This window comes from Zobellella endophytica (assembly GCF_003012775.1).
In the GTDB taxonomy this organism is placed as follows: domain Bacteria; phylum Pseudomonadota; class Gammaproteobacteria; order Enterobacterales; family Aeromonadaceae; genus Oceanimonas; species Oceanimonas endophytica.
In genome coordinates this window covers 34,136-58,532 of the sequence record NZ_PXYG01000002.1, presented here as the reverse complement: position 1 = coordinate 58,532, position 24,397 = coordinate 34,136, and the positions used below count along the sequence as shown (strand labels likewise).

Sequence of the window (24,397 nt, the reverse complement as noted above, 5' to 3'; positions counted from 1 at the left end):
CAGGAGGGCGGCAAGTCCGACGCGGCAGCCCGGCTTTGCCGCCCGTCCCATTTACCGCAGCCAGGAGGTTAACATGTTGGATCTATTACCGGATTTATGCGACGAGCACGCCGACAAGGTGATGGTCATGAACCCCGTGTTCCAGGATTTTGGGGGCGAGAAGATATTCTGGGGCCAGGCGGTGACCGTCCGTTGCTTTGAGGACAATTCCAAGGTGCGGGAGCTGCTGGGCACGCCGGGAACCGGCAAGGTGCTGGTGGTGGACGGCGGCGGCATGGTACGCCGGGCGTTGCTGGGCGACATGCTGGCCGAACAAGGCGTGGAAAACGGCTGGGAGGGCATCGTTGTCAACGGGGCCATCCGGGATGCGGGGGCCATCGGCGGGATGGGCATCGGTGTCAAGGCCCTGGCCACCAGCCCGGTGAAAACCGAAAAGCGCGGCCTGGGCGATGTGGAGGTGCCCGTCAGTTTTGCCGGTTGCACCATCTACCCCGGCGACTATGTGTATGGGGATCTCAACGGCCTCATCGTCTCCCGCGAGCCCCTGAGCCACCCTCTCCTGTAACCCGGGGCGCCGTGCCTGCCGCTCAGGGAGGCGAGGCGCCGTCCCCGGGCTTGTCGTTCCCTTGCTGGTACAGAAATCGAAACCGCTGCCTGCGCCGGTAGGGGAACACGTCCACGAAGCAGCCGGCTTCGATGTTCTGCTGCAGCTGGCGCCAGTAGCCGGCGGTAAAGAGATCGTTGTGCTGCTGCTTGAAGGCCTCGCGGATGCGGGGGCTGCTGAGCAGGAAGGTGGCGAACTCCTCAGGGAAGATGTCGCTGGGGCCCACCGAATACCAGGGCTCGGCGCTGAGCTCGTCTTCCGGGTAACGGGCCTTGGGAATGTCGCGGAAGTGGCACTCGGTCATGTAGGCGATTTCGTCGTAGTCGTAGAAGATCACCCGTCCGTGGCGGGTCACCCCGAAATTCTTGAACAACATGTCGCCGGGAAAGATATTGGCCGCCGCCAGCTGCTTGATGGCGTTGGCGTATTCGTCGATGGCGTCCTGCACCGCCTCGTCGGTGGCGTGCTCCAGGTAGATATTGAGTGGCGTCATCCGCCGCTCGCTGTACAGGTGGCGGATCACCAGGGTGTCGCCCTTGATGCTGAGCAGGGAAGGGGCCACCTGCTGCAGTTCGGCCAGAAGCATAGGGCTGATGCGGTGCAGCGGTAGCTCGAAGTTGGTGAACTCCAGGGTATCGGCCATGCGGCCCACCCGGTCGTGCTGTTTCACCAGCCGGTATTTGGCCTTCACCGTCTCGTGGTTCACCTCCTTCGGCGGGGTGAACCTGTCCTTGATCACCTTGAACACCACATCAAAGGAGGGCAGGGTGAACACGCTCATCACCATGCCCTTGATGCCCGGTGCCAGCTCGAACTGGTCCCGTGACTGGTGCAGGTGGTTGAGAAAGTCGCGGTGGAACTCGGTCTTGCCGTGCTTCTGGCAGCCGATGGCGGTGTACAGCTCGTAATCCGCCTTGTTGGGCAGCAGGCTGCGCAAAAAGTGTACCAGCAGCGCCGGTACCGGGCACCACACCATGAAGTAGGCCCGGGCGAAGCCGAACAGGATGGAAGCATCGTCCTTTGAGAGGATCAGGGTGTCCAGGTTGAGGCCGCCCTGATCGTCGTGCAGTATGGGCAGGATAAAGGGCCACTGCAGGCCGCCCTGCTCCAGCCGGCCGATCAGGTAGGCGCCCTTGTTGCGGTAGAACAGGGTATTGACGAAAGTCAGACCGATTTCTCCCCCGCGGAGTTCGGCCGGGCCATGGTCTTGCAGGTAACGGTCCACGTAGCCCAGGTCACGGGTCAGGTCGCTGAACGGTACCGCCAGTTGCAGCCGTTCCAGCACCTGGCGCAGGCAGTCGCCGAGTGCCCCGGTGTTGGTCCGGTACTGCCAGCAGTAGGGGGTCAGATCCGGGTCCGTCGCCCGGCGGATAAAGCCGTGCACATAGAGATTTTCGGCGCGGATATTGTGATGGCGCAGGGAGCGCCGGTACACCGAGTTATAGAAGGACTCGGCAATTTCCGGGTTGGCATGCTCGGTGAGCCGGTCGTTGAACGCCTGCTTCAGCGCCTTGAGGCCCTCCTGGCCGAGGGGCGCGCCGCCCATATGATCACGCACCGCCTGCAGGGTTTCGTTCACGTGGTGATCATAGAGGCGGATGCGCTGGCGCCCGGCCAGTTGCACGCCCAGCCAGTCTTTGCTCTCGAACCTGACCTTGGCGCCCAGGGTGATATCGAGAAAGCGACGGTAGAAAGCATCGAACCTGTTCATGATGATGCCGGCCAATTCCCTGGCGTGGTTGCTCATGCCTGCTCCCTTATGGTGATGGCGCTGGGTCTGTCGGGATAGTAATGGATCCGGGCGTCATGTGGGAATTTATTGTGCGCTGAGACGGGTTGCCGCCTGCGCGCCATCCTCGCTCCTTACCCTTTACCTCCGCCCCCGGTTTACGGACAATATACGGCCTTACAGCAAGGGGAGTGGCATGGAGCTTTATTTCGTACTCAAATCACCGGCCCGGGCCGAAAACGTCGGCGCCGCCGCCCGCGCCATGAAAACCATGGGCTTCGCCCGCATGCGGCTGGTGGACAGCCGGGTGCACGAGCGGGAGCAGGCCCACTGGGTGGCCCACGGCGCCCAGGAGATACTGGAGCAGGCCGAGTTTTATCCGACCCTGGCCGAGGGACTGGCGGACATGGACCTGGTCATCGCCACCACGGCGCGCCGGCGCGGCCGCTACCTGCACTATCTCACCCCCAAGGAGGCCATCACCCAGGTCAACAACAAGCAGCTGCAAAAAGTGGCGTTGCTGTTTGGTTGCGAGGAGTCGGGGTTAAGTAACGACGATCTGGCACTGGCCGATATCATCAGCTACCTGCCGCTGAAAGTGACTTATCCTTCGCTTAATCTGGGCCAGGCCATCATGCTTTATGCCTGGGAGTTCAGCCAGGGGTTGGCGCCGGAAAACGAGGAAAAAAGCGGCGTTCACACCGAAAATGCCCAATTACGGGTACTGCAGCAAAAAACAGAGCAATTATTTGATCTTGTCGGAGTATCGCAGCAGGAAAAACTGGCGGAGTGGGTCCGTGACCGATTGCCTATGCTGGAACAACGGGATCTGAATCTGCTGCATCTGCTGTATAAAGACCTGGCCCGCGCCCTGAGCGACAGGGATTGAAGTTGACAAGCAGGGAGGCTCGGGTTATTGCTATGCCATCCGTTTTTCGAGGTTGTCCGTCATGTTGCCGAGTGCAAGCCGCATTACCGCCATTATTATTACCGGTACCACCACTGGTGGCACTGGGGCGGGCTGATGCGCTGACGACAAACAGATTTGAATCCAAGAGCCCGTATCCCAACCAGATGCGGGCTTTTTCGTTTTACACAGGGAGTAATGAATGCGTGTCTTGAAATTTGGCGGCACTTCTCTGGCCAATGCCGAACGGTTCCAGACCGTGGCCGATATCGTGGTCAACAATCAGCGCCAGTCCCAGGTCGCCCTGGTGCTGTCGGCGCCGGCCAGGGTCACCAATCACCTGGTGGCGGTGGTGGAGCAGACCATCCGCGGCCTGGATCCGGCCCCGGTGCTGAAGGACATCGAACAGATCTTCCACGCCATCATCGAGGGCCTCCAGGCCGCCCACGGCAACCTGGAGGCGGAGGCGCTCAAGGCCCAGGTGGATCGGGAGTTGGGCCAGCTCACCCGCCTGCTACAGGGCGTCAGCCTGCTGCAACAGTGCCCGGACAATATCCAGGCCCGCATCCTGAGCCGGGGCGAGGCGCTGTCCATCGCGGTGATGGCCGAGCTGCTCAAGGCCCGCGGCGAGCAGGTGGAAGTGATTTCTCCCCAGGCCATGCTGCTGGGCGAGGGCAGCTTCCTCGAAGCCCACGTCAATATCGAAGTCTCCCGCCAGCGCTTCCGCGACCAGGGCCTGCGCAGCGACTGCGTCTACCTGATGCCGGGCTTTACCGCCGGCAACGACAAGGGCGAGACGGTGATCCTGGGCCGCAACGGCTCCGACTACTCCGCCGCCGTGCTGGCCGCCTGCGTGGACGCCGAATGCTGCGAGATCTGGACCGACGTGGACGGGGTCTACAACTGCGATCCGCGGCTGGTGCCCGACGCCAAGCTGCTCAAACAGCTTTCCTACAAGGAAGCGATGGAGCTGTCCTACTTCGGCGCCAAGGTGCTGCATCCCAAGACCATCGCGCCCATCGCCCAGTTCCATATCCCTTGTCTCATCAAGAACACCGGCAACCCCCAGGGTGAAGGGTCGCTGATCGGGCCCGAGTGCAGCGACGACGATCTGCAGGTCAAGGGCATCTCCGATCTGGCCGGCATGACCATGATCAACATCTCCGGCCCGGGTATGAAGGGCATGGTGGGCATGGCCGGCCGGCTGTTCTCCTGCGTGTCCCGTGCCGGGGTCAGCATCGTGCTGATCACCCAGAGTTCGTCCGAGTACAGCGTCAGCTTCTGTATCCACAGCTACGACAAACACAAGGCGCAGAAGGCCATCGCCGACGAGTTCGCCCTGGAGTTCAAGAACAACCTGCTGGAGCCGCTGGACGTGCTCGACGATCTGGCCATCATCTCCCTGGTCGGCGATCGCATGCGCACTGCCAAGGGCGTGTCGGCCCGCTTCTTCAACTCCCTGGCCGAGGCCTCCATCAATATCGTGGCCATCGCCCAGGGCTCCAGCGAGCGCTCCATCTCGGCGGTGATCCGCAAGGAAAAGACCACCGAGGCGATCAAGGCCTGCCACCAGAACTTTTTCTCCAGCCGCCAGTTCATCGATGTGTTCCTGGTGGGCTGTGGCGGCGTGGGCGCGGCCCTGCTCGAGCAGATCCGCCGCCAGCAGCCGGTGCTGGAAGCCCAGGACATCGGTATCCGGGTAGTGGGTATCGCCAACTCCCGCAAGATGGCGCTGGACCGCAACGGCCTCAACCTCAACGAGTGGCGCGACCGGCTGGAGCAGGCCCATGAAGCCTTCAACCTGGAGCGGGTGGCGCGGATGGTGGAAGACAGCCACCTGATCAACCCGGTGCTGGTGGACTGTACCTCCAACGAGCAGATCGCCGACCAGTACGCCGACTTCCTCGCCGCCGGCTTCCACGTGGTGACCCCCAACAAGAAGGCCAACACCGCCAGCCTGGATTACTACCGCGAGCTGCGCCGTACCGCCCAGGCCACCCGCCGCAAGTTCCTCTACGAGACTAACGTGGGTGCCGGCCTGCCGGTGATCGAGAACCTGCAGAACCTGATCCGCGCCGGCGACCAGCTGAAGGCGTTCGGCGGCATCCTGTCCGGCTCCATGTCCTACATCTTCGGCAAGCTGGACGAAGGCATGAGCTTTGCCGACGCCACCCGCATCGCCCGGGAGAACGGCTTTACCGAGCCGGATCCGCGCGACGATCTGAACGGCATGGACGTGGCGCGCAAGCTGCTGATCCTGGCGCGGGAAGCCGGCATGGAGCTGGATCTGAGCGACATCGAGGTGGAGATGGCGCTGCCGCCGGAGTTTGATGCCGACGGCGACATCGAGAGTTTCATGGCCCGGCTGCCGGAGGCCAGCGCCTACTTCGAGGCGCGGGTGGCCGAGGCCGCCGCCGAAGGCAAGGTGCTGCGTTACGTGGGCTCCATCGAAAACGGCCACTGCAAGGTTGCCATCAAGGCGGTAGACGGCGATGATCCCCTGTTCAAGGTCAAGGACGGCGAAAACGCCCTGGCGTTCTATACCCAGTATTACCAGCCGATCCCGCTGGTACTGCGCGGCTACGGCGCCGGTGCCGATGTCACCGCCGCCGGTGTGTTCGCCGACCTGTTGCGCACCCATAACTGGAAGCAGGAGATCTAAATGAATGTTGTAGCGTACGCCCCTGCCTCTACCGCCAATGTGAGCGTGGGTTTTGATGTATTGGGGGCCGCGTTGGCCCCCCTGGACGGCACCCTGCTGGGTGACCGGGTGTTGGTGGGCGAGAGCGACGGCGACTTCAATCTGGTCAATGTGGGTCCCTTCGCCCACAAGCTGCCGGACGATTTTACCCAGAATATCGTCTACGACTGCTATGTGGCCTACGGCAAGGCGCTGGCGAAAAAGGGCCGCGAGCTCAAGCCGCTGGTGATGACCCTGGAGAAGAACCTGCCGGTGGGCTCGGGGCTGGGCTCCAGTGCTACCAGTATCGTCGCCGCCTTCGTGGCGCTCAACGCCTTCCACGACGGGGCCATGAGCGAGCACGAACTGACCCTGCTGATGGGCGAGCTGGAAGGGCAGATTTCCGGTTCAGTTCACTACGACAATGTGGCGCCCTGCCACCTCGGCGGCATGCAGCTGGTGTTGGATGAAGCCGGTGTGGTCAGCCAGTCGCTGCCGGTGTTCGACGAGTGGTACTGGGTGCTGTGCTATCCGGGCATCAGCGTGTCTACCTCCGCCGCCCGTGCTATCCTACCGGCGCAATACCGCCGGCAGGACTGCCTGGCCTATGGCCGCCGGCTGGCGGGCTTTGTGCACGCCAGCCACACCGGCCAGGAGAAGGTGGCCGCCGCCATGCTGAAGGACGTGATCGCCGAACCCTATCGGGCCCAGCTGATCCCCGGCTTCAACGAGGTGCGTGAACACGCCGCCACCATGGGGGCGCTGGCCACCGGCATATCCGGCAGCGGCCCTACCGTGTTCTGCGTGATGAAAGACCTGCATCAGGCGGAAAAACTCAAACACTGGCTGGCCGACCACTTTATTCAGAATCAGGATGGCTTTTGCCATATTTGCAAACTCGATGCCGAGGGCGCTCGGGTAACAGGAACAGAGCTATGAAGTTGTACAACATCAAGGATAATACCGAAACCATCGATTTTGCCGGTGCCGTCAAGCAGGGACTGGGCCGGGGCCAGGGCTTGTTTTTCCCGGAAAGCCTGAGCCCGCTTGCCAACGTGGAGGCCCTGCTGGAGCTGCCGCTGGTGCCGCGCTCCGTGGCCATACTACAGCACCTGATCGGCGATGAAATTCCGGAAAGCACCCTCGCCGCCATGGTGGAGCAGGCCTTTACCTTCCCGGCGCCGCTGGTGAAGGTGGACGATCACACCTACGCCCTGGAGCTGTTCCACGGGCCGACCCTGGCGTTCAAGGACTTCGGCGGCCGCTTCATGGCCCAGTGCCTGGCCACCCTGAGCAAGGATGGTAAGATCACCATCCTTACCGCTACCTCCGGCGACACCGGCGCCGCCGTGGCCCACGCCTTCTACGACCTGCCCAACATCGAGGTGGTGATCCTCTACCCCGAGGGCAAAATCAGCCCGCTGCAGGAAAAGCTGTTCACCACCCTGGGCGGCAATATCCGCACCTTCGCGGTGCAAGGCGACTTCGACGCCTGCCAGGCGCTGGTCAAGCAGGCCTTCGACGACGAAGAGCTGAAAGCGGCGGTGGGTCTCAACTCCGCCAACTCCATCAACATCAGCCGGCTGGTGGCCCAGGTGTGCTACTACTTCGAGGCGGTGGCCGAACTGCCCGCCGAGCAGCGGCACAAGGCGGTGATTGCGGTGCCCTCCGGCAACTTCGGCAACCTCACCGCCGGGCTTATCGCCAAGGCACTGGGCCTGCCGGTGAAGCGCTTCGTGGCCGCCACCAATGCCAACGACACGGTGCCGCGCTACCTGGAAAGCGGCAGTTGGGATCCCCATGCCACCGTCGCGACCCTGTCCAACGCCATGGACGTGAGCCGCCCCAACAACTGGCCGCGGGTGGAAGAGCTGTGCCGGGTCAAGGGCTGGAAACTGTCCGACATCGCCTCCGGCGCGCTCGACGATGAGCAGACCAGGGACGCGCTCAAGCGGCTGTTCGCCCAGGGTTACCTGTGCGAGCCCCACGGCGCCATCGCCTGGGATCTGCTCAACAAGGAGCGGGGCAAGGACGAGGTGGGCATCTTCCTGTGCACCGCCCATCCGGCCAAGTTCAAGGAGAGCGTGGACGAGATCCTGGGCCAGGATATTCCGCTGCCCGGCCCCCTGGCCAAGCACGGCGCCATGGAATCCCTGTCCGAGGCGATCCCCGCCGACTTCGCCGCCCTCAAGGCGAAGATGATGAAATAACCAACCTGGAGCGCAGGCGGCCCGCCTGCCTTGCCGCGCAGCGGCAATATGGAACAAGGGGCGGAGGCATTCACCATTGCCTTCGCCCCTTTTTTGTTGAGGGAAGGGCTGCTGGCCGACGGCAGGGTCGACTTCCGTCGAGCACCCGCTTCTCCGCTATCCGCCATCGCTGCAAGACCTTGTAAGAGATCTCTCAATAAGGCTGGAGACAAGGCGGTTTGTTGGCGTGGATTTTGGTAACGGTTTTCTGTAATTGTTTGTTATTCAATGATTTTCACCAATTGTTTGTTTTGTGTTCAGCCGGTAACCCTCCCCGGGTCAATTGAGCCGGCCCGCTAAATCCGTATAGTTAATAGCAACAGCAAGGCAGGCTGGCTTGTCAGGAAGACAAACGGCAGGAACGCCTTACAGGGACATCCGGCAGGAGCCGGAACAGGGATTAAGGAAGCGATGCCGGAGAGGAATCCGGCAGCCAGGAGGCAAGGGACCGGGCGCGGATCGCCAAAGGAATGACTGAAGGAACGGTCAGGGATACCTCCAGGAAGGAGCGGTTAGTGGCAGGACGCGGCTAGTCAGGATGATGCAGGAACGCCCCGACGGATCGGGAAGGGGAAGACTCGGGACGGGTCGGGTCAGGGAATGCAGGGAGCAATCAGGTTCAGGGAACAAACCGACGACGCCTAAAAGGGGCAGCCAGCTGGCTGCCCCTTTTCTATTGCGCCGTCGCCCGTACCCAGGGGCTACCCCCGGCTTGTCGGCTTATGTTAACTTGTACGACCAGTTGAATTAACCAGGTAACGAGCCATGAGTCAGGCATTGGAGAACTTATTGACGCTGCTGGCGCTGGAGCCGTTGGACGACGGCCTCTACCGTGGTCAGAGCAAGGATCTGGGCTTTGGCGCCGTGTTCGGCGGCCAGGTCATGGGACAGGCGCTGGCGGCGGCCAAGTACACCCTGGCGCCGGAGCGGCCGGTGCATTCCTTTCACTCCTATTTCCTGCGGCCGGGAGACGTCAGCAAGCCCATCATCTACGATGTGGAGAACATCCGCGACGGCAAGACCACCTCCACCCGCCGGGTGCAGGCGCTGCAATACGGCAAGCCCATCTTCTACATGACGGCGTCGTTCCAGCAGCCGGTGGCGGGCTTCGAGCACCAGGCGCCCATGCCACAAGTGGCGGGGCCGGAAGGGCTGGTACCGGAGAGCGAGCGCATCGCCGCCCTGGCCGGCTTTCTGCCGGAGCGGGTCAAGGACAAACTGCTGGCGGAAAAACCGATAGAGGTGCGCCAGGTGAATTACGTCAACCCGATGAAGCCGGAAAAGATGGCGCCGGTGCGCCATATCTGGCTCAGGGCCAACGGCACCCTGCCGGACGATCCCCGCATCCACAAGTACCTGCTGGCCTACGCCTCGGATTTCAATTTCCTGCCCACCGCCCTGATGCCCCACGGCCATTCGTTCTGGGAGCCGCAGCTGCAGGTGGCGACCATCGATCATTCCATGTGGTTCCACCAGGACTTCCGTTTCGACGACTGGGTGTTCTACGCCATCGAAAGCCCGCGCGCCATCGCCGGCCGGGGCCTGGTACAGGGGCATTTTTATACCCGGGATGGCAAGCTGGTTGCCACGGCGATGCAGGAGGGGATTATCCGTCCCAGGCAGGAAGAATGAAAAAAGGGCCTGGCGGCCCTTTTTACTGAGTGATGGCTGGCTGTCAGGCCTTTTCTGCCTGGGCGGGGCTTGCTGCCAGGGCGGCATCTTCGCCGGCGAACCGGTCGACCCACAGGGCGATGACACCGTCACCGGTGACGTTGCAGGCGGTGCCGAAACTGTCCTGTGCCATGTAGAGCGCGATCATCAGGGCGATGGCGCCCTCGCCGAAGCCGAGCATGGTGCCGAGCAGGCCGATGGCCGACATCACGGCGCCGCCGGGGGCGCCCGGCGCCGCTATCATCACCACGCCCAGCATCAGGATAAAGGGCATCATGGTGGCCAGCGACGGGATGGTCAGCTGTTCGGTGAGGTACATCACCGCCACGGCACAGGTGGTGATGGTGATGGTGGAGCCGGACAGGTGGATATTGGCGGTGAGCGGCACGGTGAAGTTGGCGATGCCCTCGCGCACGCCGTTGGCCTTGGTGGCGCGCAGCGACACCGGAATGGTGGCGGCGCTGGACATGGTGCCCAGGGCGGTAAAGTAGGCGGGCAGCATGTTCCTGATAAGCGTGAGCGGGGAGCGTCCCATGGCCAGCCCGGTGAGGGTGTACAGGGTGGTCAGCCAGAGCCAGTGCATCAGTACCGCCAGCAGCAGCACCACGCCGAAGGTCTTGAGGGTGTTGAACACGGTGCCTTCCAGCGCCATCTCGGTGAACACGCCGGCGATATAGACCGGCAGCAGCGGGATGATCACCTTGGCCAGCAGCAGGTCGATCACGTCACGGGCCTGATCGGACACCTCTTTCAGCGCCCTGGCCTGCAGGGCGGAAATGCCGATGCCGAACACAAAGGCGGCCACCAGGGCACTGGTGACCCCGAACAGCGGCGATATTTGCAGGGTGACGAAGGGGGCGAGTTTGCTGCCTTCTTCGGCGGCCACCTGGCCGGCAGGGCTGGCCAGCATGGGAATGAAGGTGCTGGCCACCAGGAAGGCGACGATGCCGGCCACCAGGGTCGAGGTGTAGGCCAGGCCGATGGTCTTGCCCAGCAGTTTGCCCGATTTCTGGGGCAGGCTGGCGATGCCACTGGTGATGAAGAACAGGATCAGCAGCGGTATGGTGAAGGAGATCAGCTGTCCGAACAGCATCTTGAAGGTGAGCAACAGGCGGGCCAGCAGCTCGGGGGCGAACAGCCCGATGACCAGACCGGACAAAATACCGGCGATAAGCTTTATGATTAGCGACATAATTGACCTGCTATAGTGCTTAATTTTGTTAAATTGACGTTAAGCCAGATGCTTAGGCTGACAATTTATCACAATAAGGATTATGTTACTGCTCGTTTTGGCGATTTCATGAGCTCGCTAACAAAACGAACCACAGAGCCGGGCTTGCAGGGGAAATATCGAGCTTTTAAGCTAGGCGCTTTATCTCGAACGGAAAGCACAGCGCATGACACTGACCTGGAGCCAGGTGATCGGACACGAAAAAGAACAGGCCTACTTCCAGCACGCCCTGGCCGTGGTCAAGCAGGAGCGGGCGGCCGGCAAGGTGATTTATCCGCCGCAGCAGGATATTTTCAATGCCTTCAAGTACACCGAGCTGGACGACGTCAAGGTAGTGATGCTGGGCCAGGATCCCTACCATGGCCCCGGCCAGGCCCATGGATTGTGTTTTTCCGTCCTACCGGGGGTCCGGGTGCCGCCGTCGCTGGCCAACATGTACAAGGAGCTGAGTGCGGACATCCCCGGGTTTCAGATCCCCGGGCACGGCTACCTGGAGCCCTGGGCCCGCCAGGGCGTGCTGATGCTCAACACCGTGCTGACGGTACAGGCCGGCCAGGCCCACTCCCATGCCAAACTGGGCTGGGAAACCTTCACCGACCGGGTGATCCAGGCGGTTAACGAGCATTGCCGGGGGGTGGTGTTCCTGCTGTGGGGCAGCCACGCCCAGAAGAAGGGTGCCATGATCGACCGGCAGCAACACCATGTGCTGGCGGCGCCGCACCCCAGCCCGTTATCGGCCCACCGCGGTTTTTTCGGCTGCCGGCACTTCTCCAGAACCAACGAATTGCTCACGCAGCAGGGCAGGGCGCCCATCGACTGGCAGCTGCCTGAGCAGATGTAGCGGCTGCTTTAGGCGCAGGTCATCGCGGTTCTCGCTACGCGGCAATGCAGGCGAGCCGCCTGCGCTCCAGGAACGGCGCCTGCCTCCAAAGCCAAGGCACGGGCATTGGGGCGCGGCCCGCCCGCCTCTCGCAAAAAAGGCGCCCGAGGGCGCCTGAAGGTTTTTCTTCGTGCTCTACAGCTCAAGCCCTTCCAAACCGCCTTCAAATTCGAAGGCGCAGTCGAGCAGCTGAAGTTCTTTTTGTAAGCGCTGTTTGTCCTTTAGGGCTTCTATTTCCCGCCATTTGCGCTTTTTGGCAGGCTCGCGCGATGAACTGCGCGGGGACCGTTCAACCACAAAGTCCTGATCGAAGCTGAACCTTTCCATGGGGCTCCCTCCTGTTGGCTATCAGTTGTAGTCACATTTGGATATATCACAGCTCGTTCTAAAATAGAATCTTGTTATGACATTTTTATTAAGCGGGAGAAAAGAGCAGGAAAGACGCGTTTCCGTCTTCAAATGGATACTTTTTTATACGGTGTTTATGGCCGCCGGTGCGGCGGCCTGAGGGGATTGCGGTGGCGGGGTTACAGCATCTCTTTCAGCATGGCTTCCAGCTTGCCCTGATCCACCGCGAAGTTGCGGATGCCTTCGGCCAGCTTTTCGGTCGCCATGGCGTCCTGATTCTGTTCCCAGCGAAACTCGGCTTCGGTCATGGGCGCGGGGCGGGTCTGGGTGGCGCCACTGTCCTCGAGTTTCCGGATGACCTCGCCGTCGGCCTGGCTCAGCTCTTCCAGCAGGTTGGGGCCTATGGTCAGGCGATCGCAGCCGGCCAGCTCGAGGATCTCGCCGGTGTTGCGGAAACTGGCACCCATCACCACGGTCGTATAGCCGTGCGCCTTGTAGTAGTCGTAAATGCGGCTCACCGACAGGACGCCTGGATCTTCTGCCGGCGCATAGTCCTTCTGGTCGGTGTTTTGCTTGTACCAGTCGAGGATACGGCCCACGAAGGGTGAGATCAGGTAGGCGCCAGCTTCGGCACAGGCCCGGGCCTGGGCGAAGCTGAACAGCAGGGTCAGGTTGCAGTTGATGCCTTCCCGCTCCAGTACCTCGGCGGCACGGATGCCTTCCCAGGTGGAGGCCAGCTTGATCAGGATGCGCTCGCGACCGATGCCGGCCTGGTGGTACAGATCGATCAGGCGGCGGGCCTTGTCAATGCTGGCCTGGGTGTCGAAGGACAGGCGGGCGTCGACCTCGGTGGAGATGCGGCCGGGGATGAGCTTGAGGATTTCACAGCCGATGTTGACCGCCAGCTTGTCGGAGGCGTCGACCAGTTGCCGGGCCGGGTCCTGGCTGTGGGATTTGGCCCAGGCCACGGCATCGCTCAGCAGGGGGCGGTAGTCCGGGATCTGCGCCGCCTTGAGGATCAGCGACGGATTGGTGGTGGCGTCTTCCGGCTGGTACTTGCGGATGGCTTCGATGTCACCGGTGTCAGCGACGACGGTGGTGAGCTTTCTCAGTTGGGTCAGTTTGTCGGCCATGGATTAAAGGTCCTTTGTGCTGGTTCGGAGCCCGAAACGGGTACAGGGCGACAGTATCTCTTATTCCGGACACTAAAATAAAGCGGAGGCGGCCACGGCGGTTCCGGTGCCCGGACCGGGTCGGAAAAGGAAACGTTTGCGGAATCGATGGCCCTGTATTATGTCCGGACTTGTTGCTTTATGTTGGTTTTATATTTTGATGTTCACGTGAAAATGTTCATTTTTTGCTAAAATTTGGCGATTTTTTCAGACATCTCTATTTTAGTGTGATCTGTGTCACGTGGTGATTTTTGCTCACTGTGCTAGATGTGCTAGATTCCGGTGCGCTGCGGACCAGAGAAGATGATAATAATTCTTATCTGGCAAACACATGCTTAATACTTGGAGAAGCAGAGACTCGCCAATGGATACATTTATCGCTTTTATTAATGACCTGCTATGGGGGTCGGTACTGATCTACCTGCTGCTGGGAGTCGGGGTGTTCTTTACCCTGCGCCTGGGCTTTATTCAGTTCCGCCACTTCGGTCATATGTTTTCCGTGCTCAGGAACAGCCGCAAGTCCGATGCGGCGGGCATTTCTTCCTTCCAGGCGCTGTGCACCAGCCTGGCGGCACGGGTCGGTACCGGCAACCTGGCGGGGGTGGCGGTAGCGCTGTACCTGGGGGGACCGGGGGCCATTTTCTGGATGTGGCTGATCGCCCTTATCGGCATGTCGACCGCCTTCGTGGAGAGCACCCTGGCCCAGCTGTACAAGGTCAAGGATGAAGACGGCAACTACCGGGGCGGCCCGGCCTACTATATGGAAAAAGGCCTCGGCATGCGCTGGATGGGGGTGCTGTTCGCCATTTTCCTGATCATCGCGTTCGGCCTGGTGTTCAATGCGGTGCAGGCCAACTCCATCAGCGCCGCCATGAACGTGGCCTTCGGGGTGCCCGCCTGGCTGACCGGGGTGGTACTGGTGTTCCTGGCGGGTCTTATCATCTTCGGTGGCCTGCGTACCATCGCCCGCTTCGCCGAGCTGGTGGTGCCGCTGATGGCCCTGGCCTACCTGCTGATCGCCCTGGTGGTGGTGGCGCTTAACATCACCGAACTGCCCGGGGTGCTGGCGCAGATAATCAAATCGGCTTTCGGCCTGGAGCAGGCGGGCGGCGGCGCCATGGGGTACGCCATTTCCCAGGCACTGATGAACGGCATCAAACGCGGCCTGTTCTCCAACGAGGCGGGCATGGGCTCGGCGCCCAACGCGGCCGCCTCGGCTACCCCCTATCCGCCCCATCCGGCCTCCCAGGGCTATGTGCAGATGCTGGGGGTCTTTGCCGACACCATCGTGATCTGCACCTGTACCGCCTCGATCATCCTGCTTTCCGGGCAGTTCGAGCCGGGCTCGGGCATCACCGGGGTCGAGCTGACCCAACGGGCGCTGTCCAACGAAGTGGGTGAGTGGGGCAACTCCTTTATCGCCATCGCCATCCTGTTCTTCGCCTTCACCTCCATAGTGGCGAACTACGCCTATGCCGAGAACAACCTGATTTTCCTGGAGCACAACCACAAGGCCGGGCTGCTGGTGTTCCGCCTCTTCGTGCTGGGCATGGTAATGTTCGGCTCCGTCGGTGAGCTGCCCACCATCTGGGCCATGGCTGACGCGTCCATGGGCATGATGGCGCTGATCAACCTGGTGGCGATACTGCTGCTGTCGGGAGTGGCCATCAAGCTGGCCCGGGACTATAACGACCAGCTCAAGCTGGGCAAGGTACCCAGCTTCGATGCGGCCAAGTATCCGGAACTGCATCGCCAGTTGGAAGAAGGGATCTGGGACAACAAGAAGTAAGAGCGACAGAGGTCGATCACAAAGGGGCTGCCAGGAGCAGCCCCTCTTTCGTCTGGCCATTTTTTCCGGTCAGGCCGGTTAATCCCTTTGACCTCACTAGCGGCGGTTGCCGGTCAGGGTTGCTCTCCCACCAGGAACTGTTTGCTGATGGTCTTGAACAGCTCGGTTCCGGATTGGTGCATCAGCTCGAACACCACCATCTCGCGGCTGACGATCCGGGCGCCGGCATCGCGCATCCGTGCCAGCCCCAGTTGCCGGTTCTCCTCGGTGCGGCTGCCGACCCCATCGGCGACCACAAACACCTCTTTGCCCGCCTTCAGCAGATCCATCACCGTCTGCAACACGCAAACGTGGGCCTCCATGCCGCACACGATCACCTGGGAATGGCGTTGCCAGCCCTCGGGCAGGCAGTTGGCCGCCACCGCCGAGAAATGCAGCTTTTCCATCACCACCGGCTGCTCGACCAGCACCGTCAGCGCCTGCTGGGTGTGGCCCAGCCCCTTGGGATACTGCTCGGTAAACAGGATGGGGGTGCCCAGCAGCTGGCAGGCCGAGATCAGCCATTGCAGCCGTGCACTCAGCCGCTCGCCCTCGTCGATGGCCGGGATCAGCTTGTCCTGCACGTCGATCACCATCAGTGTCGCCTTATCGAGTTCCATTAACATCATCTTCTCCCTTGGTTAACGTGCTTTCAGTATGACGCCTTTGACCACCAAATAAAAAGGGCGCCGTGCGGCGCCCTTCTGCCGGTTGTTCCGGACCGTCTTATACCTTGAAGCGGCCCAGCAGCTGATCCTGCTGCAGCATCTGCTCCAGCATGGCCTGGCAGTGTTTCACCTGGGCCAGGGCACCGCTGGCCACATCCTGGCTGATGTCGCGGATATTGGTGGTGTTCTGGTTGATCTCTTCGCTGGTGGCGCTTTGCTCCTCCGCAGCGGTGGCGATCTGCAGGTTCATGTCGTTGATCTGGCTGATGGCCACACGGATACGCACCAGTACCTCGTTGGCCTCGGCGGCATCCTCCGCGGTCTGGGAGGCCAGCTCGCGGCTCTGTTTCATCTTGTCTTCCGCCAGGCGCACGCCGGCCTGCAGTTTTTCGATCATGTCGCCGATCTCCTGGGTCGACTGCTGGGTACGGGACGCCAGTGAGCGCACCTCGTCGGCCACCACCGCGAAGCCCCGGCCGGACTCGCCGGCCCGGGCTGCTTCGATGGCGGCGTTCAGCGCCAGCAGGTTGGTCTGCTCGGCGATGCCGGTGATCACCGACAGGATGGACTCGATATTGCGGCTGAGCTTGGCCAGGTCGTTGACCGAGGCCATGGTGTCTTCCATGTCGGCGGCCAGGCGCTCTACCGCCTGGGTGGAGCGGGACACCACCAGGGCGCCCTGCTCGGTTTCCCGGTTGGCGGCGTTGGCGGCTTCGGCGGCGCCCTGGGCGTGCTGGGCCACTTCGGTGGCGGTGGCGGCCATCTCATGCATGGCGGTGGCCAGTTGATCCAGCTCTTGCAGTTGCGACTGCAACCGGCTTTCCGCCTGCTCCGACTGCTCCGAGGTCTGTTCGGTGCTGGCCTTGAGCTGGCGCGAGCTGTCCATGACATCGGCGATCAGTCGCTGCAAATGGGTCAGGAAACCGTTGAACTCGCTGGCGACCTGGCCAAAGTCGTCCTGGCGGGTCACCGGCAGGCGGCGAGTCAGATCGCCCTGGCCACTGTTGACCTCGACCAGGGAGCGGTGCAGGCCGTTGAGCGGCTTGAGCAGGCTGGTCATCAGCACCACCAGGACTGCCAGGCTGATCAGCACCCCGAGAATGGCGATGATCAACGCCTGCCATTGCAGGCTGTCGGCTTCGGCCATGACCGCGGCTTCATCCAGGATCACCCCGATATACCACTTGGCGCTTTGCAGCTCGGCCAGCGGGGTGAACGACACCCAGTGCGGCTTGCCTCCGAGTTCATGGGTGGTGAGGCTGTTGCCGAGGGCGGGGGTGGTGCCTTCGAACAACTCGCTCAGCGACTTGCCGTTCAGCTCGCTGTTCGGGTGGGAGATGATGTTGCCGTTTTCGGCCACCAGGAAGGCGTAACCGGCGCCGTCGAAGTCGATGACGTTGATGGCGTCGGCCACCGTCTGCAGGCTGATGTCACCGCCGAAGGCACCCAGGGGGCGTCCCTTGTCGCTGAGCTTGGCGACGGCGGAGATCAGGATCTCGCCGGTGGTGGCATCGGGGTAGGGCTCGGTCAGGGCGGCGCGGGGGGAGCCCATGGCCACCGAATACCAGGGTCGCTGGCGGGCATCCCAGCCGGCGGGATTCCAGCCGGGATCGCTGCCGATGGGGCGGCCGTTCTGGCTGTCGAGCCCGCCGAAGACCAGGATGAACTCGTCCTTCAGCAGCGGCAGTCTGAAGGTGCTCTGCACCTGCTCCGGGCTGAAGTCGCGGTCGATGTTCTGGGCCACCATGTCGATAAGGCCGAGCTTGGCGTTGAGCCAGTTTTCTATCTGTTTGGCCAGGGTGGAGCTGGTTTCGCTGATGGCCGCCGCCGTCTGGCCACGCAGGCTGTCGCGCACCTGGGAGATCTGCAGCCAGGACAGCACGCTGACGGTAACGAGCAGCACGGCGGCGGCCGTGAGGCCAACTTTATGGGCTATTTTCATACAACTGGGTCCCTGTAGTTATTGTTTGGTCGAGAGCGGCTCATACTTTAGTCGTATGGCTCAGAGTAAAATACTGAAAAAAAATTAAATTTTTGTCATATTCTGCGATAGAGCACAGTTTTTGCCGTGGTACCCCATTCAGCGTTGTTTCATTTGAAGCCATACGTCCGCACCCGGGCGGAAGCCGCTTTTTTTGTGTATCGGCCGCCGCGCCGACCTCTTGATTACGGATTGCTTTCGATTTATTTATAAGGCCCTGATTGCCCGCCGTTGCCGGCAATATGGTTCATTTGGCCCTTTAATGAGGAGAAGACACCGGCCAGCGCGTCACGAGGCTTTGCCTCAAACGCCAATCCTTTCCCGTTGTTATGCTGACGGATCCGACGCCGTCCCCTTAATTCCATCTTTGTTTCTCGTCACTGTTTAGTTTTGCCAGGAGGTAAGGCGTTAATGAGTGGTGGCAATCCCTGTCTGAGCTGCGGCGCCTGCTGCGCCTTTTTTCGTGTTTCCTTTTACTGGGGAGAAATCCACAGCGAGTTCCAGGTGCCCGACGCGCTGACCGAAGCCGTGAGCCCCACCCGGCTGGCGATGCTGGGCACCAACCAGGCCAGCCCGCGCTGTGTGGCGCTGGAAGGCGAGGTGGGCGGCTGCGTATCCTGCCGCATCTACTCCAACCGGCCGAGTCCTTGCCGGGAGTTCGAGGCCTTCGATGCCGACGGCGCCTGCAACCGGGCCCGGGCTGCCTACGGCCTGCCGCCGCTGGGGGATCATCCGGTGGCCGCCTAGGCGTTTCGGTCATTGGGGCGCGAGGCGGTCGTTTTTTTCCGGCCAGGGAAGGCCGGGGGCGGGGCAGGGGGAGCCCATCGTGGTACAGTGATGAATGGCACCCATAATCCTGCCGCCATGTTCACCGTTACCACCACCATAAAGGATGCGCTTTGATGACCAGACCCATCACCAAGGACACCACCCTGTGCATGTCGCTGGCCGCCAGGCCCGGCAATTTCGGCACCCGCTTTCACAACTACCTGTACGATGCCCTGGGGCTGGATTATCTCTACAAGGCGTTCACCACCAGGGATCTGGCGGCCGCCATCGGCGGCGTTCGCGCCCTGGGGATCCGGGGCTGCGCGGTGTCGATGCCGTTCAAGGAAGCCTGCATCCCCATGGTGGACGAGCTGGATCCCTCGGCGCAGGCCATCGACTCGGTCAACACCATCGTCAACACGGACGGCTATCTGAAAGCCTACAACACCGACTACATGGCCATCGCGGGGCTGCTGGCGCAATACCGGGTGCCGTCCGACACCGTATTCGCCCTGCGCGGCAGTGGCGGCATGGCCAAGGCGGTGGCCTGCGCCCTGCGGGACGCGGGCTTTGGCCGGGGCTATATCATCGCCAGGAACGAAGAGAAGGGGAAAAGGCTGGCCGGGCTGTGCGGTGTCGAATGGCGGCCGGACATGGACGGCGTGGCGGCCCGGATGCTGATCAACGCCACCCCCCTCGGCATGGCCGGCGGTGCCGAGGCGGAGCGGCTCGCCTTCGGCGCCGAGGAAATAGCGCGGGCCGGGATCGTCTTCGACGTGGTGGCGCTGCCGGTGGAAACGCCGCTGATCCGGGCCGCCCGGGCGCGGCAGAAAACCGTGATCACCGGGGCCGAGGTGTTCGCCATTCAGGCGGTGGAGCAGTTCGTGCTCTATACCGGCATCCGCCCCGACGAGGCGCTGTTCCGGCAGGCGGCGGCCCACGCCCGGGGCTGAGCCGGTGCCGCGGGCAATCTGTGCTGGCCTTTTTCGATTTGTCCGGTAGGCTTGAAAGCAAAAACGAAGGAGTGTGCCGAATGGAAATGCTGTCCTCCCTGGAACAAAGGGTGATTGGCTGCCTGATCGAGAAACAGGTGTCCACCCCCGAAGTCTACCCCCTGACCCTGAATTCCCTGGTCAACGCCTGCAACCAGAAGAGCAACCGCGATCCGGTGATGAACCTCGGCGAAAAGGAGGTGCAGTCGGTGCTGAACACCCTGATCGCCCGTCGCCTGGTCAACAACGTGGCCGGTTTCAATGCCCGCGCCGCCAAGTTTCAGCATCGCTTCTGCAACACCGAGTTCGGTGAGCTGCAGTTCGGCCCCGGTGAGCTGGCCATCGTCTGCGAACTGCTGCTGCGCGGCCCCCAGACCCCCGGCGAGCTGCGCAGCCGCACCCCGCGGCTGCACGCCTTCGACGACGTGACCCAGGTGGAAGCCTGCCTGCAGAGTCTGACCGACAAGGGTCCCTTCGTGGTCAAGCTGCCGCGCCAGCCCGGCAAGCGGGAATCCCGCTACGCCCACCTGTTCGGCAATACCGACTATGCCGCAGCCGAGGTCGAGCAGGAGTCCGGCGGTCAGGATCGGGAAGCCGAGCTGCAGGCGCGCATCCATGAGCTGGAGGCACAAGTGCAGCGCCTGCAGGCGCGTCTCGATGAGCTGGAAGGCTAGGGCGGGGAGGGGAGGGCGGCCCGCCTGCCTCTCCAGAAGCTTTGTGCTGGTCAGCTTTTACCCTGTTCGGCGCGCTAGGCTGCCTGCCGCGCCGTCTTCTCCCCGGTTTCCCGCAAGGGGGCCAGCATCTGCTCGATTCCCTTGAATACCCTCAGGTTGGCCTGCTCCATCTCGGCCAGGGCGGCCAGCGCCCGCGGGTAATCCTGCTCGTAATAGCAACGAATGGCCTCCCGGGCGAACCGGTGCATGGCCTGGTGCGGTGTTTCCAGCGCCCGGTAGTCGGCCTGCCCGGCATAAAGCGCCTTGCCTTCCCCCTGGTAATACCACTGGCCCAGCCGGCACTGGGTTTCATCCGGGATCTGCTCGGGGCGGCGCTCCGACTGTCCCATCAGCACCCGGTAAACTTCCAGCTTGAGCTGCAGCTCCTCGATGTTGGCCAGCTCCACGCTGGACAACCGGGCGGCGCCCACCACCGCCTGCTCCATATGATGTGCCAGCTGGCTGAGCTGCTCCATCTCGCCGGCGGCGGAGGCGGATTCCTGGGCGCAGAATTCGGCCAGGCGCGCGCTTTCGGTCATGGTGCCGCGGGTGTTGCGGGTTTCCTGCTGAATGGCATCGACCAACCCGGCAATTTCGGTGGTGGCCTGGCCGGTGCGCTCGGCCAGCTTGCGCACCTCGTCGGCCACCACCGCGAAGCCCCGGCCGGCTTCCGCCGCCCGGGCGGCCTCGATGGCGGCATTGAGCGCCAGCAGGTTGGTCTGCTCCGCCACTTCCCGGATCAGCTGCACGATTCGGCCGATCTGCCCGGCCTGTTGCGACAGTTTTTCCACCCCGTCGGCGGTGGTATTGGTTTTGGCGGAGAGGGCGTGCAGGTTGTCGACCATGCCGCTGAGAATGGCCTTGGCATGATCGGACTGCCCGGCGGCCCTGACGGCGGCGGCCTGTTCCCGGTTGAGGTTGCTGGACAGGCTGCCGAAGGAAAAGCACAGGCCGTCGAGCGACTGGCCGAAGCTGGTCATGCTGCCGAACACGCCCTGGCCCAGGGCGTCCCGGGTTTCGAGGTCGGCGAGGCGGGCCCTGAGCCGGGCCAGCTCCGCGTCTTTGGTGTCCAGTTCGGCGGCCAGCCGGTGCAGGCGCTGTTGTTGCTGCTGATCCCTGGCTTCCAGCTCGGCCAACCGTTGTTGCGTGCGCTTGAAAAACATCCTACTCCCCCATATCGTCCCGGCCCGGGTTCGGTTGAATATCAATTAAAGGAGTATCTAAAATGCATCATTAAAATGCACGCTTTTTATCGCGGTTGGCGCTCAGGGCCCGAACAGGGTGTCGACCAGCCCTTGGGCGCCCTCGGGCAGCCCGACCTGCTGCACCAGCAGCCGGCCCTGTTCGTCCAGCACCGTGATGGCATTGGAGTGGGAAATTTCGCCGTCGGCCTGGCCCATGTACTGGATATTCAGCGCCATGGCGAGGCGGCGCACCTCGTCGTCGGTGCCGCTGAGCAGGGTCCAGTGTTGGTCCAGGCCGCGATGCTCGGCGAAGTGGCGCAACACCTTGGGGGTGTCTGTCGCCGGGGTGAGCGAGATCAGCACCAGGCCGAGCCGCTGTTGCTGCTCCGGCGTCAGCGCCCGTTGCACCGCCTGCATATGGGCCACGATCAGCGGGCAGGCGGTGCCGCAGTCGGTGTAGATCAGGCCGATTATCCGTTTCTTGCCGGCCAGTTCGGCGATATTCATGGTCTCGCCCTCACTGTTCTGCCAGCGGCTGTCGAGCTGGTAGACCGAATCGCCGGGCAGGGCCGCCCGGGCACTAAAGGCCGCCAGCAACATCAGCATTAGCAGTGATTTCATCGGTTATCTCCTGTGCACAACGAAAACCCAGGTTGCCCAGGGTGTAGGGGGCCTTCAGGCTGGAACGAAAGCCGAAACGCATAAAGGCGGCGTAATCGGACGGATCGGCGCTGCCGGCCGACCCCGAGCCGCAGAACATGCCCTGATCCAGGCTGCTGTCGCCCCGCGACTCGCCGGTGACCAGGGTGGAGTTGAAATCCTGGGTCCATTCCCACACCAGGCCGTGCAGATCCCGTACCTGCCAGTAGTTGGCCGGGCTCTGCCCCACCGCGGGCAGGGTAGCGGTGGCCGGGCGGGCGTACCAGGACAGGATGCGTCGGCTGTAATCCGGCTCGCTGCTGCCGTTGGCGGCCAGCTCCGAGGCCTGGGCGGCGAATTCCCACTCCGCCACCGTCGGCAGCCGCTGACCCCGGGCGCGGCAGTAGGCATCGGCGGCATACCAGGAAACATGGGTCACCGGCTGATCCAACTGGGATTCATCCGGGCTACTTGTGGGCCAGTGCTGCAGATAGCCCGCCTCCACGAAGAGGGCAGCCGCCTGCCCTTTTCGCCAGCGGGGATGGCCGGCCACGAAGTCGGCGAACTGCCGGTTGGTGACCGGGGTAACATCCAGCCGGAACGGCGCCACCCGGGTGAGCGGGCTGTCCTTGCTGAGATACAGCGGCCGAATCTCCCCACCGGGCAGTTCGGCCATCTGCAGCGCCGCCAGACCGAGCAGCAGCGCCGGAATCATCAGTGGGCGCTCCCTTCCATCACGATGGGCTTGCCGGCTTCACGCCGCTTGGCCACTTCGTCCGGGCTGATTTCGCCACCCTGGTTGTCCCAGCTGTTGAGCACATAGGTGAGCACGTTGGCCACGTCTTCGTCGGACAGGCGCATGGCCGGCATGATGCTGTCGAAGGCCTGGCCGTTGACCTTGATCGGGCCCTTGAGGCCGTGCAGCACGATATCGACGGCCCGGGTCGGGTCTTCGTTGAGGAAGTCGGAGCCGGCTACCGGCGGGAAGGCGCCGGGGATGCCTTCGCCGCCGCCCTGGTGGCAGGCCTGGCAGTTGGCCTCGTACACCCGCTTGCCGTACATCATCCGTTCTTCCTTGTTCTTGGCGGTGACCTTGGGATGGCCGTTGGGCATCACCTGTACCGCCGAGCCTTCGGGCAGGTAGACGTTGTCGGCCACCTTGCCGGAGTAGACGATCTTGTCTTCGTCGCCGTCTACCGCCATCATGCCGAGCGCGCCCTTGTTGAAGGCACGGAAGATGGAGTGATCCACCAGGATGAAGTTGCCGGGCACGTCCAGCTTGAATTCCGCCATGGCGGCGCCGCCGGCGGGCACCAGGGTGGTCTGCACGTTTTCGTTCATCAGGTTGCCACCTTCCACGCTGACCTTGTCGAAGATCTCGCCGATGACGTGGAAGGACGACACCAGGTTGGGACCGCCGTTACCCACGTAGAGCCGCACCGTTTCGCCCACGTTGGCGGTGAGCGCCTTGTCGCCGTTGAGCGCGCCCACGGCGCCGTTGAACACCACATAATCGGGTTGCTCCTTGATCGCCTTGTCCATGTCGAAGGGCTGCAGGCCCTGTTCGCCGTAGGCACCCTTGGTATAGAAATCGCCCTGCATCACGTAGTATTCCCGATCCACCGGCGGCAGCCCTTCCTTCGGCTCGACCAGGATCAGGCCATACATGCCGTTGGCGATGTGCATGCCCACCGGGGCGGTGGCGCAGTGGTAGACATAGAGGCCGGGATTGAGTGCCTTGAAGTTGAACACCGAGGTATGGCCGGGGGCGGTAAAGGAGGCCGCCGCGCCGCCGCCGGGGCCGGTGACCGCGTGCAAATCGATGTTGTGGGGCATCTTGGAATCGGGGTGGTTGGAGAGGTGGAACTCGACCTCGTCCCCCTCGCGTACCCGCAGGAACTGGCCCGGCACCGAGCCGCCGAAGGTCCAGAACATGTACTCCACCCCGTCGGCGATTTCCATCACCTTTTCCACCGTTTCCATCTTCACCACCACCTTGGCGGCATGATCCCGGGTGATGGGAGGCGGCACCAGGGGCGGTGAGGTCAGCACGGCTTCCTCCACCGGCAGGGTATTGGCCTGTACGGATAAGGCGAAGGTCATGCTGATGGCGGCGACAAGCTTGCTCAGTTTCATGGGATGCTCCCTGCGCG

At 62.6% G+C, this 24,397-nt stretch carries 21 protein-coding genes; 11 read left to right on the top strand and 10 right to left on the bottom strand.

All coding sequences use genetic code 11. The features are described from left to right. Positions 1-73 precede the first annotated feature (73 nt). Complete coding sequence (locus C7H85_RS05425; protein WP_106728706.1) at positions 74-565, top strand: putative 4-hydroxy-4-methyl-2-oxoglutarate aldolase; 492 nt, start codon at positions 74-76, stop codon at positions 563-565. 22 nt (positions 566-587) lie between these two features. Here the strand turns inward: C7H85_RS05425 and aceK are convergent, their stop codons facing one another. Beyond that, positions 588-2,351, bottom strand: coding sequence for a bifunctional isocitrate dehydrogenase kinase/phosphatase (gene aceK / locus C7H85_RS05420; RefSeq protein ID WP_106728705.1), 1,764 nt, complete (start codon positions 2,349-2,351; stop codon positions 588-590). 178 nt (positions 2,352-2,529) lie between these two features. On the opposite strand from aceK, the gene C7H85_RS05415 reads away from it, so the two are divergent. From C7H85_RS05415 to tesB, 5 genes are all read left to right on the top strand, one after another. Next, complete coding sequence (locus C7H85_RS05415; protein WP_106728704.1) at positions 2,530-3,222, top strand: tRNA/rRNA methyltransferase; 693 nt, start codon at positions 2,530-2,532, stop codon at positions 3,220-3,222. Between the two features lie 220 nt (positions 3,223-3,442). Continuing rightward, positions 3,443-5,902, top strand: a complete 2,460-nt coding sequence (thrA, locus tag C7H85_RS05410; RefSeq protein WP_106728703.1) for a bifunctional aspartate kinase/homoserine dehydrogenase I — start codon at positions 3,443-3,445, stop codon at positions 5,900-5,902. Next, positions 5,903-6,859, top strand: a complete 957-nt coding sequence (gene thrB / locus C7H85_RS05405) for a homoserine kinase (RefSeq protein ID WP_106728702.1) — start codon at positions 5,903-5,905, stop codon at positions 6,857-6,859. It abuts the gene before it with no gap. After that, positions 6,856-8,130: a threonine synthase gene (thrC, locus tag C7H85_RS05400; RefSeq protein ID WP_106728701.1), complete on the top strand. Its 1,275-nt coding sequence runs from the start codon at positions 6,856-6,858 to the stop codon at positions 8,128-8,130. Before thrB ends, thrC begins: the two co-directional genes overlap by 4 nt. Before the next feature lie 804 nt (positions 8,131-8,934). After that, positions 8,935-9,801, top strand: coding sequence for an acyl-CoA thioesterase II (gene tesB / locus C7H85_RS05395; RefSeq protein WP_106728700.1), 867 nt, complete (start codon positions 8,935-8,937; stop codon positions 9,799-9,801). Between the two features lie 43 nt (positions 9,802-9,844). Here tesB and C7H85_RS05390 read toward each other — a convergent pair whose 3' ends face one another. Continuing rightward, the gene (locus tag C7H85_RS05390) at positions 9,845-11,032 is read right to left on the bottom strand and encodes a dicarboxylate/amino acid:cation symporter (protein WP_106728699.1); all 1,188 of its coding nucleotides are present in this window, start codon (positions 11,030-11,032) and stop codon (positions 9,845-9,847) included. A gap of 205 nt (positions 11,033-11,237) precedes the next feature. Between C7H85_RS05390 and ung the strand changes: the two genes are divergently transcribed. Beyond that, positions 11,238-11,912 (top strand): uracil-DNA glycosylase, encoded by a 675-nt coding sequence (gene ung / locus C7H85_RS05385; RefSeq protein WP_106728698.1) that lies wholly within the window; start codon positions 11,238-11,240, stop codon positions 11,910-11,912. 174 nt (positions 11,913-12,086) lie between these two features. Here ung and C7H85_RS05380 read toward each other — a convergent pair whose 3' ends face one another. Both C7H85_RS05380 and tal read right to left on the bottom strand, forming a co-directional pair. Then, a complete protein-coding gene (locus C7H85_RS05380) occupies positions 12,087-12,278 on the bottom strand; it encodes a DUF3545 family protein (protein ID WP_106728697.1) in 192 nt (63 codons plus the stop codon). 200 nt (positions 12,279-12,478) lie between these two features. After that, on the bottom strand, positions 12,479-13,432 hold the full coding sequence (tal, locus tag C7H85_RS05375; protein ID WP_106728696.1) for a transaldolase: 954 nt from the start codon (positions 13,430-13,432) through the stop codon (positions 12,479-12,481). Between the two features lie 403 nt (positions 13,433-13,835). On the opposite strand from tal, the gene C7H85_RS05370 reads away from it, so the two are divergent. Then, positions 13,836-15,260: an alanine/glycine:cation symporter family protein gene (locus C7H85_RS05370; RefSeq protein WP_106728695.1), complete on the top strand. Its 1,425-nt coding sequence runs from the start codon at positions 13,836-13,838 to the stop codon at positions 15,258-15,260. Between the two features lie 113 nt (positions 15,261-15,373). On the opposite strand, the gene C7H85_RS05365 is transcribed toward C7H85_RS05370, so the two are convergent. Both C7H85_RS05365 and C7H85_RS05360 read right to left on the bottom strand, forming a co-directional pair. After that, positions 15,374-15,925, bottom strand: a complete 552-nt coding sequence (locus C7H85_RS05365) for a hydrolase (RefSeq protein ID WP_106728694.1) — start codon at positions 15,923-15,925, stop codon at positions 15,374-15,376. 100 nt (positions 15,926-16,025) lie between these two features. Continuing rightward, a complete protein-coding gene (locus C7H85_RS05360) occupies positions 16,026-17,909 on the bottom strand; it encodes a methyl-accepting chemotaxis protein (RefSeq protein ID WP_106728693.1) in 1,884 nt (627 codons plus the stop codon). A gap of 450 nt (positions 17,910-18,359) precedes the next feature. Between C7H85_RS05360 and C7H85_RS05355 the strand changes: the two genes are divergently transcribed. From C7H85_RS05355 to C7H85_RS05345, 3 genes are all read left to right on the top strand, one after another. Beyond that, positions 18,360-18,695, top strand: a complete 336-nt coding sequence (locus C7H85_RS05355; protein ID WP_106728692.1) for a YkgJ family cysteine cluster protein — start codon at positions 18,360-18,362, stop codon at positions 18,693-18,695. Between the two features lie 155 nt (positions 18,696-18,850). Further along, positions 18,851-19,669, top strand: coding sequence for a shikimate 5-dehydrogenase (locus C7H85_RS05350; protein ID WP_106728691.1), 819 nt, complete (start codon positions 18,851-18,853; stop codon positions 19,667-19,669). 80 nt (positions 19,670-19,749) lie between these two features. Further along, entirely contained in the window at positions 19,750-20,382 is a 633-nt protein-coding gene (locus C7H85_RS05345; protein ID WP_106728690.1) for a YceH family protein, read from the top strand. A 74-nt stretch (positions 20,383-20,456) separates the two neighbouring features. On the opposite strand, the gene C7H85_RS20225 is transcribed toward C7H85_RS05345, so the two are convergent. From C7H85_RS20225 to nirK, 4 genes are all read right to left on the bottom strand, one after another. Beyond that, positions 20,457-21,584, bottom strand: coding sequence for a methyl-accepting chemotaxis protein (locus C7H85_RS20225; protein WP_106728689.1), 1,128 nt, complete (start codon positions 21,582-21,584; stop codon positions 20,457-20,459). Positions 21,585-21,686: 102 nt separating this feature from the next. Next, positions 21,687-22,226: an SCO family protein gene (locus C7H85_RS05335; protein WP_106728688.1), complete on the bottom strand. Its 540-nt coding sequence runs from the start codon at positions 22,224-22,226 to the stop codon at positions 21,687-21,689. Next, positions 22,186-22,959 (bottom strand): formylglycine-generating enzyme family protein, encoded by a 774-nt coding sequence (locus tag C7H85_RS05330; protein ID WP_106728687.1) that lies wholly within the window; start codon positions 22,957-22,959, stop codon positions 22,186-22,188. The genes C7H85_RS05335 and C7H85_RS05330 overlap by 41 nt, the downstream gene beginning before the upstream one ends. Next, on the bottom strand, positions 22,959-24,380 hold the full coding sequence (gene nirK / locus C7H85_RS05325; protein ID WP_106728686.1) for a copper-containing nitrite reductase: 1,422 nt from the start codon (positions 24,378-24,380) through the stop codon (positions 22,959-22,961). Before nirK ends, C7H85_RS05330 begins: the two co-directional genes overlap by 1 nt. Between the last annotated feature and the right edge of the window lie 17 nt (positions 24,381-24,397).